Consider the following 15398-nt stretch of genomic DNA (forward strand, 5'->3'; position numbering starts at 1 on the left):
AAATCGAACCCATGCAGCGGCGGTATCACCCTGTTGATACCGCACACCAACGTTTGGTTAATTGTCGCGGAGCGTCCTACATGCAGCCCCCGGAACTCACACAAGGCCCGCACAGTGCAAATCCGCAACCATCAGAGGTCACCGCTTTGCCGGTTCCGCAAGTGCCGGTCATTCTCAAGGACGAACACGGTGCAGAAAGTCCCGACGGACTGTTGCCGCGTACGGAGTTGAACCGTGATCTGCAGTTGATTGTTCCAGCGTGGAGCTTCACCACCGATCCTGTTCTCGGGCCGGATATTGTCAAAGTGGGATTTCGCCCGCTTGGGGATGCCTTTCGCGAAGTCAATGAATTCAAGTTTTTAATACCCATCGAACCTGGGGACAAGATCGTATCAGTCCCCAGGGACTATCTGGACAATGGCATCTACGACCTGTCTTACATCCTGATCCAGGGGGGCAACCCTGCTGAGTCCGATAAAAAACGTATTACTGTAGACAGGGTGGCCCCGGATGATGGTCAGGAACCCGCCTTGCTGGAAATGCTCGATGTCGTCGGCGCTATCACCGACGACTACTTGAAGGAACATGGGCAGGTTCGTTTTCAAGTGCGCAGTTATGTGGGGATAAAAGCCCGGGACAGAGCCATTTATTTCTGGACCGATACGGATAACCCTTCCGATTCGGAAACCGAGATTGATGAACAGGAATTCAGTCAGGTAGACATTGACCGTGATGAACTGTTTATCACTATGCGCGAACAGGACATTCGTGATCGGGGTGAGGGGCCCCGTTATATCTATTACCGTCTACGAGACTGGGCGGGTAATAAAGGCCCCAGATCAGAACTGTTGGAGTTGCTTGTCGATCTGCTCCCGGCGCCCGGAAATCTCAAACCGCCTCGCGTGCCTTTGTCGGACCGAGGGTTGATTGACCGCCAGCATGCCCGTGAAGGTGCGGTGGCTCAGGGTGCCGTGACGGTAGAAATCGATCGTTATGACAATCCAGGCAGTGACAACGAAATTCTGCTCGACTGGAATGGCACACCGCTGGCGCCGGTGCCGGTTGATCCTTCCCGCTTTCCCGTGGTCGTGCCAGTGCCTTGGTCAGCCCTGACAGCTAAGGGGCTGGGGCCCTTGACGGCGTCGGTGACTTACAAAGTGCGACGTCCTTCAGGCACCACGCCATCCTCTCTGGAAACCAGGGTCCCGGTAGATTTGACCCTCGCCGGACAGGACCATGCCAATGCCCCGGCATTACTCAACCCGACTCTGGCAAAAGTAGAAATATACGGCGTCAATTCGAAAGTCCTCAACACGTTGACGCCGGATGATTTTGGCGAGCCTGCCGAAGGGATTCTCGCGCTGTTTGATGCGCCACTTGCCGGGCAGACAATCAGCCTGTTCTGGGGGGCGATCACCACACCTGCAGCGCAATATATCGTTCAGCACGGTGATGTAGCCGGTAAGCGCGTGCCGTTCACCATTCCTTGGTCGATCATTGACCAGGACCGGGAGAACCCTGCATTACCGGTCTATTACACGACCAGCAACAACGTCAATCTGCAACAGGCTCTGACAACATCAGTCAATGTATCGATTGTGGTGATCGAAAACCTGAAGGAGCCATCCTTTCCACATGCGAACAAAAATGGTGTTCTTGACTGTTGTGCATGTCCGCGACTCTGGAAAGGGGTCTGGGTGAAAATCGAGGGGAATGCCGCCTTCGACAAAGATGATGAAGTGACTCTGCATTGGCAAGGATCTAAAGGACTGAATGGTTCTGAACCTATTCCCGGAGTGACAGACAAGTTCCCCACGATATTGAGTGACGCGCAAGCGCGTGATGGTTTTGAAGTGCATGTCGCGGACTTTGAGCGTTTGATTGCCCCTATGGTGAATGACGGCTCTGCACTGTGTCATTACACACTTAAGAAAGCCAAGGGCGGCGTGGGTAGTTCAAAAGAGGAGTTCGTCATTATTAATAGAACCCTGCCCAGCGGTATTGTCTGTTCCGATAAGGAGGGCGAGGATTACTGTGGTTCGCCCTGCGAGAATTCCGGATGGGGTAAAAAGTTTGCAGAACACTTGTCTGCGAAGTTGCCAGGCTTATTGAAATAAGCAGTTCTTGAATTTCACGTTTCTCGTGTCTGACTTGAGCAGTGTCTGTTAATTGCAAGAAGTTTAACCAGTGCCAAACGTATGCCTGCGTTGTTGCGTATGCGTGGGCGTCTTCTCCAGGAGCGATAAAATGACCGTTTATAAAAAACTCACCCCCGCACAGCAAAGTCGACTGGATTACAAGAGAATCCGCCTTGCAGCCCCGAAGATGGATGCAGACCCCCCTCAAATACACCCTGATAATCCCTTGCTGCCTGATCAAGTCGGTGATGGCAAGAATCAGGTTCCGCTTTCATTACAGGGCTTGGAATTGAAAGTAAATATACCTCGGCCTCCACGAGCAGGTGATATACCCTCCGTGCCGGGGCTTATTGATTTGATGTGGAATGGCACGAGGTTGCCACAAACGCGATATAGCTACACCACGCCTCTTGACGCTGGCATTCTCTTGATCCCTATGACGCTGCCGGCCAACCTGACCGACAGAGAGGGTAAACATGAATTGAGCTACTACCTCAGTCAAGGCGGGAACATTGGTGTCGTAACACCCGTGGAGATTAATGTTGACAGAAGCCCGCCGCTGCCGATAACAGAGGTCAATGTTCCCACCGAAGTAGAGCGTGACGGTATCACTAAAAAATATCTCGACGATAATGGTCATGTGCTGATAACTGTTCAGGAATATGCCGGCCATATGCTCAATGATGTGGTTGATTGTTTTATTGGCACTTCCGTACCTTTGCCGACGTTGATTGGAACAATTACTCGTACGGATCTGGCTACGCCTCTGGAATTTCAACTGACCGCGGCAATGCTGGACGATGAAGAGGGAGTAAGGGCTATTTATTGGCAGGTGACGGATCGCAAGGGCAATAAAAGCCTTCATTCACCTTATAAGCGCTTGAACGTCACGCTGACAGATCCTCCTGCAGGTTTGCTGCCGCTGGATATTCCCCTGTATAGCGACAACCTGATTGATTTGGAAGATGCTCAGCAACCGATTGGCGTCGGGATTAAAGATGAATACACCAACTTCATTGATGGCGATCAGTTGGAAGTCACTTGGGATGGCCAGTTACAGTCGGCGGTCACGATTCCCGGGTTTCCCTTTTATGTCGATGTGCCCTTCCGCAATGTCTTCAACGGCAATGCCGGCCTGAAGACTGTTACAGCCAGTTATCAGATACGGCGCAAGGGTGTCGCTCATCCTCTTGTTCCGGTCGAGCTGGACAACATCAGCGTGGATTTGCGCAAGCCAGGCGCGCCAATAGATCCCGACAAGCCAGGCAACCCGAACCCCGATCTGCCAACAGTGTCAGTACAAGGCAACGATGGCGGGCTTCCCAATCAGTTGAGGGAGGCTGATAACACTGGCCCGGTAATTGTAACGGCTACGCTCTATACCGAGGCCAAGGAGAATGACGAAGTACAACTTTACTGGAAAGGTGAGCCGGTAAGCGAGGCAGACGGCGGGATTGTAAAAATCGGTGCTACGCTTCCAGCCGACTTGGAATGGACTGTTCTATGGAAGGTTTTCGAGGACGCAGGTAACGGTAATCCGATCAAGACCCATTATGTGATCAGCCACGATGTAAACGATAACGTGGATGTTTCGCTCGCGACGGATGTTGATGTACTCGTTCGTGACGGTGTCGTCCCGGAGGTGAAGTTCCAACACCTCGATGACGACTTCGGCTTGCTGAATTGCTTGTCTTTGCGAAGGGATAGCGTTGCCGGCGTTGTAGTCGAAGTGTTGGTCGCGGGGGGCGAGCCTCAATTGGCAGATAAGGTATTGACGTTCACTTATCAAGGCTACAGTGACAACGGAAGCACAACTAAACCCGGTACCGAAGCCAAAGTTACCTACACCCCCTCCAGTCAGGAAGCAACCGCCGGGTTCATTGTAAAGGTTCCCTATGATCCGGCGATCCTGACCACGGAAAACGCGTGGGGAGGCATAAGCTACTCGGCTGTTATTGATGGGCGCGACACACCGTCTGCAGAACATGTGGTAAGGGTTTATATGGTTGATCCGGCGGGTGGTTCATGCCCCCTGCCTTAAGAAAGTGCTGAAGTCGCAAGGGAAGGTACTGCATGTACCTTCCTTTTTAAATATGTAACGAGTAGCCAGTGGAAATGGTTACTATTTTTTTAAGGACTTTTACCCTGTGAACTTCAGAAAAATCCTACGTTGGTTGGGTTGTGGCATTCGGTATTGTTCGACGCTGAATTGTCTGGCGGGTAAACAAATTTGCCGGAGTTAATTAATCGAAGGATAGTCAATCATGAAACCCGAAGTCTTTTCATTTTGCAGAATCACTTCCACCGGAAGCTTTCGAATGCTGGTAGCGATACCGGCATTTTTTTTGTTGGGTTCACCCGCGTTCGCGGTCATCGTCGATAACAGTACGCTGGATGTGGACTCGACAGTGCCGCCCACTGATTACCTGGTGCGCAATAACGGAGTACTGAATCTTGCCCAGGCCATGACTCATACCCTGAATGTGATTTCCGGATCGACACTGAACATCAATGGTGCCACGGTGAATGCTGAAAGTGGCATTGAGGGAATTTCCATCACGGCCAGTCGAGGCAATCTTGTGCAGGCCGATGTCACCAGCGACTCGATAGGAATGATGGTCAATCGGTCTTTCTCTTCGACGCAAGGGTCGACTGTCACCGCGACTGACAGTCAATTCAGGGGGGGCGAAGCCGGGATACAGATAACCGCGTTAAGCAACCTGATACTGATCGGCAGTGAAGTGACGGGACAGGCCGCGGGCAGTGTCGGCCTGAGTATGATCGGCGGTGAAGTGCACGCTACAGCCGGTACTCGTATCAGCGGCGACCGGGCGGGTGTGCGGATGGTCAACGACTCGTCCGTTTCAGGCAGCAATACGCTGGTACTGGACGGTGCCAGTATAGAGGGACGCAATGGGCCGGCGATAGAGGTTGCCGGTGGTGCAGACGTCAGCATCGAGGTGCTGAACAACTCCACTTTGCAAGGTAGCGCTAATCAATTGCTGGCGGTTCAAGAGGCTTCGACCGCCGCGGTAAAGGTTGGCAACAGTACGTTGATTGGCAACTTTTCAGTGACGGGTTCCAGCACGGCTGATTTCATTTTCGACCGAGGCGATATGACCGGAGACATGCTGGTTGAGGACGGCTCGACGGCCAACGTCACCTTGCAGAACCAGTCGCAGTTCACCGGTCGTCTGGACAAGGTCGCCAGCGTCAACATCAATGACACTTCAAACTGGACCTTGACCGGCGATGACTCTGTTGGCGCAATGCGCCTGGAGGGCGGCCGGGTTACTTTCGGCGCAGCGCAGGCACCCACAACCTACTATCAACTGACGGTCGGCGCACTTGCCGGTACCGGCACGTTTGAGATGAAAGGTGATTTTGCCAACGGGCAGAGTGATTTCCTCAATGTTCTTGGTCAGTCAGAGGGGCAGTTCGATCTCGCGGTGAAGGCTTCGGGGCTGGATGCGGCGTCGCCTCAGCAATTGACGCTAGTGCGTACCGGCACAACCGATGGAGCGAATTTTGCGCTGGCCGGCGATCAGAGAGTGGATGTCGGGACCTGGTCGTACGGTTTGGCCAGTCGGGAAATCGAGGGGGGAGCGAAGGAGTGGTTTCTCGACCCGACCACCGAAGTCATCAGCCCCGGCGCGCGCTCGGTACTGGCCTTGTTCAACACAGCCCCGACCGTGTGGTACGGCGAGTTGAGTTCGTTGCGCAGCCGCATGGGCGAATTGCGTTTCAACGGTGGCCAGGCCGGCGGCTGGATCCGCACCTACGGCAACAAGTACAACGTTGCCGATGGCTCGGGCGTGGGCTATCAGCAGACGCAACAGGGTTTGTCCCTTGGCGCCGACGCTCGACTGGGCGAAAGCCAGGTGCTGGTCGGGGTACTCGCCGGCACGAGCGAGTCCGATCTGGATCTTGATCGCGGTACGTCGGGAACGGTGAAAAGTTACTACGTCGGGCCTTATGTCACCTGGCTCGACAGTGATACCGGTTACTACTTTGACGGCGTGCTCAAGTTCAACCGTTTTCGCAACGAGTCCAAGGTCAACCTGAGCGACGGCAGCCGGACCAAAGGTGATTACGACAACTGGGGGGTAGGCGGTTCTGCCGAGTTCGGTCGGCATATCAAACTGGCCAACGACTACTTCGTCGAACCGTTCGCGCAACTGTCGGCGGTGCAGATCCAGGGCAAACACTACACGCTGGACAACGACATGGACGCCGACGGTGATCGTATGCGCTCACTGCTCGGCAAGGCGGGTGCCACGTTCGGACGTAACATCGCACTCGCTAACGGCGCTGTCGCCCAACCCTATGTGCGCGCGGCGGTTGCTTATGAATTTGCGACCAACAACGAAGTGAAGGTCAACAACAACGTGTTCAACAATGACTTGTCCGGCTCTCGGGCGGAGTTTGGGGCGGGGGTGGCGGTGGCGATGTCCGAGCGGTGGCAGGTGCATGTTGATCTGGACTATGCCAATGGGGAGCATATCGAGCAGCCTTACGGTGTGAATCTGGGATTGCGGTACAGCTTTTAACTACTGCTTGTTAAAGGGAAAGTGCCTCGTAATCAACGAGACACCTTTACGACGGCCGCTGTTCTGTCGAGGAGCAGCGGCCTTGTCATTTTTGTTAATCGGTTTTGCCAGATGCCGAAGCCATCCGCTGTCCAATGCTGCCGCCAGCATGGGGAAGGATTCCCTCCTTGGCGCAATGGCGCGCCTTCATCGGGTTTGGCTTGGGATTTTTGTTGGCAGGTATGGCTCCTTTGCGAGCAAGCCCGGTCCCACATTTGAAATGCTCAAGGTGTGATGCCCACTCCGGGTATTACATTCAGGTTCATAATCGCTCTTTCTTCCCCTGTAACCAGATTTCTACAGTGATAGTACGGATTGGGGTTGGGCCAATAAAGGATCGACTCATTAGACCAGTAGAATGAATTACCCAATGGCCAACGATTTCCAAAAGAACTGCTTATTGCTCGTAACTCGCCCATTGAAGGCAACCTCAGGCCTCGACTTTTTGCCTCATCCCCTACCCTGGACAACCAGTTTGCGCTTAATCCATAACATTGCGTAACCGCTGTTACCGACACCAAATAGCTTTTCCTTTGTCCCGCCTGATCCGTTACCGAAATCGTTGCACTGTCGTTACCTCGCACGGTGACGAGCCCACTTTGAGCATCCACGACAGCAACGTTGCCATTACTAGAGCTATAAACGTAAGGAGGTTGGCCACCACTCGCCTGGTGCTGCACCGAAGTGCCTGGGCCGAAGGCTGGCAATACAGGGCTTCCCGGAATGAGATAAATCCTGCCGCTCAAGGTTACGGGGGTGGTATTGAAGTACAGCGGCGGTATCACCGGCAGTACCGTAAAGGTACGAGCTGGCTGAGACTCCTGGCCGGTGCTGACAGCTTTGACTTTCAAGGAATGACCACCCTCAAGCACCGCCAGTGTGGTATTCCATTCGTCGCCGATCGCTCTCACTTTATGCTTCTCAGTGGTGTTGTCGTAGACCTGCACCTCGTGGTTGGGTGTCACCTTGCCACGCAAGTTGACCGAGGTCCTTTTGGTTGTTCCACCATTGCCGATTTCACTGACGCCGTCATGCACAGACGTCAACGTCGGCGCGATGTGGGCGGCGACTTTGAAGTCTCGCGCCGGGCTTTCCACCGGAACCGCGGCATACAGTGCCCGGGCCTTGAGGCTTTGGTCGCCGATCGTCAAATGAGTGACAGACGCCGTCCATTGTTTATCGGCATTGACGTTGACCGGCGAGCCGACGGCAGTGCCATTGTTGTACATCTGGATCTGCTCGCGCGGGGTGGCTTCGCCTTCGACGGTGACCGCGTTGTCATAAGTCGTTTCATTCGGTTCCACCGCGCCGACCGAGTCAGTGACCGTGGTAATCGTCGGTGAAATAAAGGCTGCAACAGAAAAGACTCTGGGCGGGCTCGACTCTGGATTGCTGCCATAGTCGCCCAGCGCAGTGAGGCGGTAAGTGGTCGACAGGCTCAGGTTATTGAAAACGTATTCCCAATCGCCGCTGGCGATGACATCGATCGTATCGATGGCCGTGCCGGCGTTGCGCAGAATAATCTTTTCATTCGGGCTGGCCTTGCCCGTCAGAGTGACGCTCCGGTAGTAGGTCGTACCGTCGGCGGCGACTTCACCGCGCAGGTCAGTCACGCGAGAGATCGTCGGCGTGACCGCTTGTGCCACGACAAAATTGCGCGGCGGACTGGTCGCAGGGTCAATCTCGTACAACGCCTCGGCAGTGAGGCTGTAGGAGCGAACTTTCAGATCGTTGAGGCGGTGGTTCCAGTCACCCTTATCGTCGACATCAAGGGTAATGAGCGGCTGTTTGTTCTCCAGCAGTTTGACCTGCAGGTTTGGCGTCGCGCTACCCGCTATCAGCACACTGTTGTCATAGGTGGTGGTCCCATGAGCGACATCCCCCCGGGAATCGCTGACCGAAAGAATCGCCGGGGTCTCTGCAAATTTGACGGTGAATGTTCGCGGAACGCTGGACACCGGGTCGGCGTCATACATGGCCTTGGCGGTGATGCTGTAGGGTTTCTCGGTCAATGGACCGATCTCGCGGCGCCACGTGCTGTCGGCTTCCACCAGCGCCGTGCCCATCGATGTCGTCGGTCCATCGAACAGCTCGACCGTTTCGCCTCGCGTAGCGGTGCCGCTGACGGTGACCTTTTCATCGCGGGTTTTGCCGGCCTCTTCGACATCGCCCCGCGAGTCCGTCACGCCGGTGATGACCGGTTGCACGTAGTCGTAGCGGGTTCTGATGGTCAGGGGCAGTTGTGGGAATACGCAGGCAGTGCCCTCCTCGGTACTGCCATCGAATGTCACTTTGCAGATCACGTTGGCGGGTGTGGAGTGGCCCAGTTTCATCAGATCGCTTCTGCGCAAGGTTTCGCTCAGTCCGTTGCTGACTTGTGAGGGGGTTATTTCCAGACCGGTGATCAGTGGGATCGTCAGGGGCGCGCCTGAAGTGGTTTGTCCTGCCAGGTAGAACCACAGGCACTGTTTCAGGTGAATGTAGGGCCAGATAGCGAGAACAGCTTTGGCATCGCCGCCGAATGTCATCAGATCCAGAACGTTGTTCTGTGCCTGAGGTACTTGTGGGTGGGGCAGTTCGTTTTCGGGGTCCTGAAAATCTGAAACGTACATGTCGAGCATTTGCGAGGGCGTTGTGAGGGTATAGCGGGTTACTTCGTATTCAACCATCACCCTTTTCGCAATATTGGCGCCAATCACTGAAGGGGGTAAATGGAATTGCACGGTGCCTGTCGGACTGCCTGGCAGCTCCAGGTCGTCTGAGGTTCCCGCGCCAGGCGTCCCTAACCATTTCAGACGGATCATATCCTGAGCCGGGTTCATGCTGGGGTAGCTGACTTTGACGTCCACCCCGTTCAAACCATCCTTCGGGTTGAGGATTTTGTCGGGCGCCTGTACCACCTCGGGCGGCGGTAACTCACCGACCAGTTCTCCTATAAGCAAATTGAGCGTGGCCGAGTGCTCGTACCGTTTGTTCGAGGCACGCAATAGCGTGTAGCGCACTTTCACGTACTGGCCGATGTTGGCCGTCACAAACTCTGCATCCACCCGAAAACTTACCGGTTGACCAGCAGTTACTGTGGTGATGGGCAGCCAGTCGCTGGTACTGGCAAAAGGATTGGGACTGCGCCAGTAATAAGTCAGTACATCACCCTTGAGGGTGTTCGCTTCGGCGATCAGCACATGGACAATATCGAACACCTTCGACGGATCCAGCACATCCCCCGGCGGATCGGCCTCTTCCACGACGGGTGCCGGCAGCGTTGCCCGGGCCTTTTCGACCCTGGCCAGCAACCGCTCGGATTCCCTGATGTCGAGGAGGCCGGGTGCATCGTTCGCGACCACGTAGAAAAGGTCGAGCGTGCCGTTATCAAGCACACTGATGTGCTCGGAATCGATGAATAACGTGACCAGGCCTTCCTTGGCTTCGTTGTCGCTGACGATATGCGGAACTTCATGCAGATAGTCATCGCCATTGGACTTGATGCCGGTCCATCTCAGACAGATCAAGTCGCCATTTTTCATGTCGTAGCGCACGTCGACAGTGGCGTAAAGCTCGTCCGGTTCGAGGGTATCGCCGATCAATTCTCGAATGCTCGGCTCCGGGAGGATGTTGACGTCGCCCTCTACCCGCGCAATGGTGCGCTTGGAAGACACCGGGTCGCCCCCGTCCTTTTTGTAGCGGATATAAGACGCATCGGCGCGACCCTGGGCGATGGCCCTGATCAACTCATAGGGCACCGGGATTTCCAGCACTGAGGGGACGTTATCAATGTCGCGGGTTTCGCTGCAGATGATCGGCTCACCGTTATTTGGCGGCGTGCCGATGAAGGTCATTTTCACGCTGTCGCCCACAGCGAAGTACTCGCTGCTGACATGGATCTGTATCGTCACCGGCAGTTTGTTCAGATCCCTGATGGTAATGACGCCGTGGATGGCTTCCTTGATGATCGGGGCCTCCAGGCGCCCGCCCCCCGCGTCCACATTAATGTAGGTGCGTTTGGAGTGGCGGTCGGCCCAGTTCCAGACTTCGTCATTGATGTCGTACTTGATTTCCCGTCTGAGACCGTCGCCGGCACCGAGGATGGCGTCCTGATCAATGAGGATCTCGATCGGTTGCTGGCCGTCGGCTTGCGCCGGCGTGATGCGGTGCGCAGGAAGCGAATAGTCGTCCAGCTTTAAACGGACCTGATCGTTACGCGTGCAAAACACATAATGAGGGATTGTGGCCAGCACACCTTTTTTAGCCCATTCGGCGTCTATCACGCCCTGTTCGACCAACTCGGGCGGCAGTTGCACGATGTTCAACTCTGAATGGCCGTCGGGCAAATGCGGTTCCTTGTCACGATCTCCCGGCCTGTCAAGCTTGACCCATATCCGCAAGGCCGCCGAGGGTGGGTCGGGTTCAGTTGCGTCCACGCGGGTCAGCACATAGTGGCAGTTTTCAATCCACCCCGACTCGACAGGCGTCGGCAGATAAAAGAACACCCGTTGGTTGACTTCGTCGGCCTCAACGAATCGTTCGAGCACTTTCTCGTTGTTCGCATAGATCTCAAGCTTGTCACCGTCGCTCATGGGAGGCAGATAAGGATTGATGACGCACTGCAAGCCGTTGGGGTCATCGGTGGCGATCTTGATGCTGATCCCGCCATCGCCGTCTTGCACCGGCTCGACCATTCCTGGAATCAGCAGGGGACGCAGTGCCAGTGTTGCGGTGCTTTCCGTGAGGGGAGGGAAGCGAAAATTCTTGTGAGAAGGCATCAGGCAAGTCCTCTTGAAGAGCATTCAGGCGTCGCGTGGCGACGACCGGTGAAATCAGGCCCAGTGAGGATCAGGGACCTTTCAGGCTCGGGGGCGTTGGCGAACATGGAAATGCACTCCTGTCGGATGATGGAGTGATTGAACCTGTGTGGATCGGTTTGCGCACCTGTCAGATCTGACAGGTGCATGTGGGAATCAGACGAGTGGTATCAACGAGGCACCGTTTCCCGCTCGCAATTCAGCGGCGTTCAAGGCTTGCGAAGTGTCTTCTGACGCACGATATAAATCGTCACCAACACCGCACTGGTCAGCATGAAACCCCGCGCCCACGGCAGTGGCACGAGGTAGCACGAGAACAGAATGCTCGCCCACATCAGCCCGATCGCGTAGACCTTGCCCTTGAGCGGAATGCCGTTGCCGTCGAGGTAATCGCGGATCCATGGCCCCAGCCGTGGATGTTCGACCAGCCATTGATAGAAACGTGGAGAGCTGCGCGCGAAGCAGGCTGCGGCGAGCAGAAGGAAAGGGGTGGTGGGCAGGACGGGCAGGAAGATCCCGATCACCCCCAATGCCACGCTGAGCCAGCCGACGGCCAGCAGGAAGTAGCGCAACATCAGGGGGCGGTTGCCTATGGGGTTGTCCATAGGCCGGATCTTAATGGTGACGTGGCTTGAGGATCGCCGGTTTTTCGTCGGGTGCCTGGCACAGCAGGTACAGCGCGGTTAGGGCTTCCGGGATCTGTACGATCATGTCGTCCATCAGGTTGGCGTCTTTGGCGATGTCTTCGAATTCTGGCTGTTCGTCGAACAGGCCCGAACCGACCATGATCGGCAGCAACATTTCGCTGACTTCTTCTTCGGCGGTTTCGAACCAGGCCGCTTCACGCAGGAACACGCCTTCCATGAAACCGATGCACCAGCCGCGCAGTTCCGAATCATCCGGATCGTCGCCCAGATCCAGTTCGCACGGCAGCTCGAATTCTTCATCCGAAGCCAGTTGACGGGCGATGTGCGCCTTGAGGCCGATCAGGGTGGCTTCGATCTCTTCACGCTGGGCGTCGCTGCTGTAATGCGGCTCTTCGGCGAACAGCGCGTCGATCCACTCGCGCTCCGGCACGTCTTCGGCGCAGATCGACAGGGCGGTGAGGTAGCCGTGAGCGGCCACGTAATCCAGCGCCTCGTCATGCAGCTCGTCGGCGTCGAGGAAAACTTGCAGGCGGGTCAGTTGCTCAGCGAAGGACATTACGGGGCTACCTTGGGGAATAAACAATGCGGGAATTCTAGGCCTTCTTGCGCGCTCAAGCCAGCCGCATGGCAGATTTGCCGCAATTGCCGGGCCGCATGCCAAACCAGTGGGAGCGAGCCTGCTCGCGAAAGCGGCGTATCAGGCACCTTTGTATCGACTGACCTACCGTATTCGCGAGCAGGCTCGCTCCCACAGGGTTTTGTGTGTGGCAGGTTTATCAGTGTCTTATCAGCGGCACCCTGTGCAGGGAAGGGCTCGGGTATACTGCCGCGTTTTGCGATCCCTGCCCGCCTTGCGGCTGCCGTGCAATGCGCTCTTACGTTTTGTTTAAGCAGCCCCGGCTGTTCTGAACCAGCCTGCGCAGGGATGTATTGGTAGATTTTTGGAGTTTTTATGCTCGAACAGGCTCAACGCGTCCTCAAGGACATCTTCGGCTACGACAGTTTCCGTGGCCGTCAGGGTGCAATCATTGAGCGCGTGGCCAGCGGCGGTGATGCGCTGGTGCTGATGCCTACCGGTGGTGGCAAATCCCTGTGCTTCCAGGTACCGGCGCTGTTGCGCGATGGCCTGGCGGTGGTGGTATCGCCGCTGATCGCGCTGATGGACGATCAGGTCGCCACCCTCGAAGAACTCGGTGTGGCCGCCGCAGCGCTTAACTCCACTTTGAGCGCCGAGCAGCAGCGTGACCTTGCGGCGCGGATCAAGCGCGGTGAAGTGAAGATGTTGTATCTGGCGCCCGAGCGCCTCGTGCAGCCGCGCATGCTCTCATTCCTGCAAGGTCTGAACATTGCGCTGTTCGCCATCGACGAAGCGCACTGCGTATCGCAATGGGGCCACGATTTCCGTCCGGAATACCTGCAACTGGGCCAGTTGGCCGAGATGTTCCCCGACGTACCGCGCATCGCCCTGACGGCTACCGCCGACAAGCGTACTCGCGAAGAAATCGTCACCCGTCTGCATCTGCAGAATGCCGAGCGCTTCCTGTCGAGTTTCGACCGTCCGAACATCTTTTACCGCATTGTGCCCAAAGAGCAGCCGCGCAAGCAGTTGCTGGCGTTCCTGGCCGAGCGGCGCAGCGATGCCGGCATCGTTTATTGCCTGTCGCGCAAGAAAGTCGAGGAAGTCGCGGCGTTCCTCAGCGAGCAGGGCTTCCCGGCGCTGCCGTACCACGCCGGCCTGCCCAACGATCTGCGTGCCTTCAACCAGAAGCGCTTCCTCAACGAGGAAGGCCTGATCATGGTCGCTACCGTGGCGTTCGGCATGGGCATCGACAAGCCCAACGTGCGCTTCGTCGCCCACCTCGATCTGCCGAAATCCCTTGAGGCGTATTACCAGGAAACCGGGCGCGGCGGCCGTGACGGTCTGCCGGCGGATGCGTGGATGGCCTACGGTCTGCAAGACGTGGTGATGCTCAAGCAGATGCTGCAGAACTCCGAAGGCGACGAGCGGCATAAACGTCTGGAGCAGCACAAGCTCGACGCCATGCTGTCGCTGTGTGAAGAAACCCGCTGCCGTCGCCAGACCCTGCTGGCGTACTTCGATGAAGACATGCCCGAGCCGTGCGGCCATTGCGACAACTGCGTCGACGGTGTGCAGACCTGGGACGCCACCGAGCCGGCGCGTCAGGCATTGTCGGCGATTTTTCGCACCGGTCAGCGTTATGGCGTCGGTCATCTGGTTGACGTGCTGCTGGGCAAGGACAACGAAAAAGTCCGCAGCTTCGGTCATCAGCATCTGTCGGTGTACGGCGTCGGCAAGGCGTTGAGCGAAAGCGAGTGGCGCTCGCTGTTCCGCCAATTGGTCGCGCGCGGTCTGGCGGATGTCGACCACGAAGGTTATGGCGGTCTGCGTCTGAATGACAGTTGCCGGCCATTGCTCAAGGGCGAAGTGAGCCTTGAGTTGCGCCGCGACCTCAAACCACAGGTCACCGCCAAAACCGCCAGCAAGAGCCCGGCCAGCCAACTGGTACGCGGCGAAGAGCGCGAACAGTGGGAAGCCTTGCGCGCGCTGCGACGCAAACTGGCCGAAGAACATGGTGTGCCGCCGTACGTCATCTTTCCCGACTCGACGCTGCTGGAAATGCTCCGTAGCCAACCGACTTCGCTGGCGGAAATGGCCCGGGTCAGCGGCGTCGGTGCGCGCAAGCTGGAGCGCTACGGCGATGCCTTCCTCGAAGTGCTTGGCGGCGAAGTCGAGGCACCGAAAGCGGTGGCCGATGTGCGCCATGAGCTGATCACGCTGGCTCGCGCGGGGATGACGCCGTTGCAGATCGCCGGTCAGTTGCAGTGCTCGGAAAAGAATGTGTACACCATGCTTGCCGAAGCCATCGGCAAGCAACAGTTGTCGCTGGAGCAAGCGCTGGACTTGCCGGAAGAGTTGATGGGCGAAGTGCAGGACGCGTTCCTTGATGGCGAGGGCGAGTTACCATCGGTCGCCGAGGTTGCGGAGCTGTTTGCCGGGCGTGTGCCGGAAGGCGTGCTGTATTGCGTGCGGGCTGCATTGCAGTCGGAATTCGAGATGTAATTTGGCCGCCTACCCTCACCCCAGCCCTCTCCCAGAGGGAGAGGGGGCCGACCGAGGCGTCTGAGGTTTGACATCGACCTGAAAGAACCAGTCGATTATGGATTCGGTAAAGCAGGATCAGGTCGGCGTAACCCTGAAGCATC

7 protein-coding genes are annotated in these 15398 nt (G+C 56.5%); 4 read left to right on the forward strand and 3 right to left on the reverse strand.

The genetic code is table 11. The annotated features are described in order from the left end of the window. Nucleotides 1-80: 80 nt before the first annotated feature. From CCX46_RS07630 to CCX46_RS07640, 3 genes are all read left to right on the forward strand, one after another. Entirely contained in the window at nt 81-2117 is a 2037-nt protein-coding gene (locus tag CCX46_RS07630; protein ID WP_238704384.1) for a hypothetical protein, read from the forward strand. A 130-nt stretch (nt 2118-2247) separates the two neighbouring features. Then, complete coding sequence (locus tag CCX46_RS07635) at nt 2248-4179, forward strand: hypothetical protein (RefSeq protein WP_177413852.1); 1932 nt, start codon at nt 2248-2250, stop codon at nt 4177-4179. Between the two features lie 223 nt (nt 4180-4402). Beyond that, complete coding sequence (locus CCX46_RS07640; protein ID WP_127926264.1) at nt 4403-6688, forward strand: autotransporter outer membrane beta-barrel domain-containing protein; 2286 nt, start codon at nt 4403-4405, stop codon at nt 6686-6688. Between the two features lie 263 nt (nt 6689-6951). Here CCX46_RS07640 and CCX46_RS30810 read toward each other — a convergent pair whose 3' ends face one another. From CCX46_RS30810 to CCX46_RS07655, 3 genes are all read right to left on the reverse strand, one after another. Further along, nucleotides 6952-11487: an Ig-like domain-containing protein gene (locus CCX46_RS30810; RefSeq protein WP_238704385.1), complete on the reverse strand. Its 4536-nt coding sequence runs from the start codon at nt 11485-11487 to the stop codon at nt 6952-6954. 248 nt (nt 11488-11735) lie between these two features. Beyond that, complete coding sequence (locus CCX46_RS07650) at nt 11736-12131, reverse strand: YbaN family protein (protein ID WP_127926265.1); 396 nt, start codon at nt 12129-12131, stop codon at nt 11736-11738. A gap of 10 nt (nt 12132-12141) precedes the next feature. Beyond that, nucleotides 12142-12729 carry a UPF0149 family protein gene (locus tag CCX46_RS07655; RefSeq protein ID WP_127926266.1) on the reverse strand — a complete coding sequence of 196 codons (588 nt, stop codon included), beginning with the start codon at nt 12727-12729 and terminating at the stop codon, nt 12142-12144. 396 nt (nt 12730-13125) lie between these two features. On the opposite strand from CCX46_RS07655, the gene recQ reads away from it, so the two are divergent. Next, entirely contained in the window at nt 13126-15255 is a 2130-nt protein-coding gene (recQ, locus tag CCX46_RS07660; RefSeq protein ID WP_127926267.1) for a DNA helicase RecQ, read from the forward strand. Nucleotides 15256-15398 lie beyond the last annotated feature (143 nt).

Origin of the sequence: Pseudomonas sp. RU47, from assembly GCF_004011755.1 — a bacterium.
Lineage (GTDB): Bacteria > Pseudomonadota > Gammaproteobacteria > Pseudomonadales > Pseudomonadaceae > Aquipseudomonas.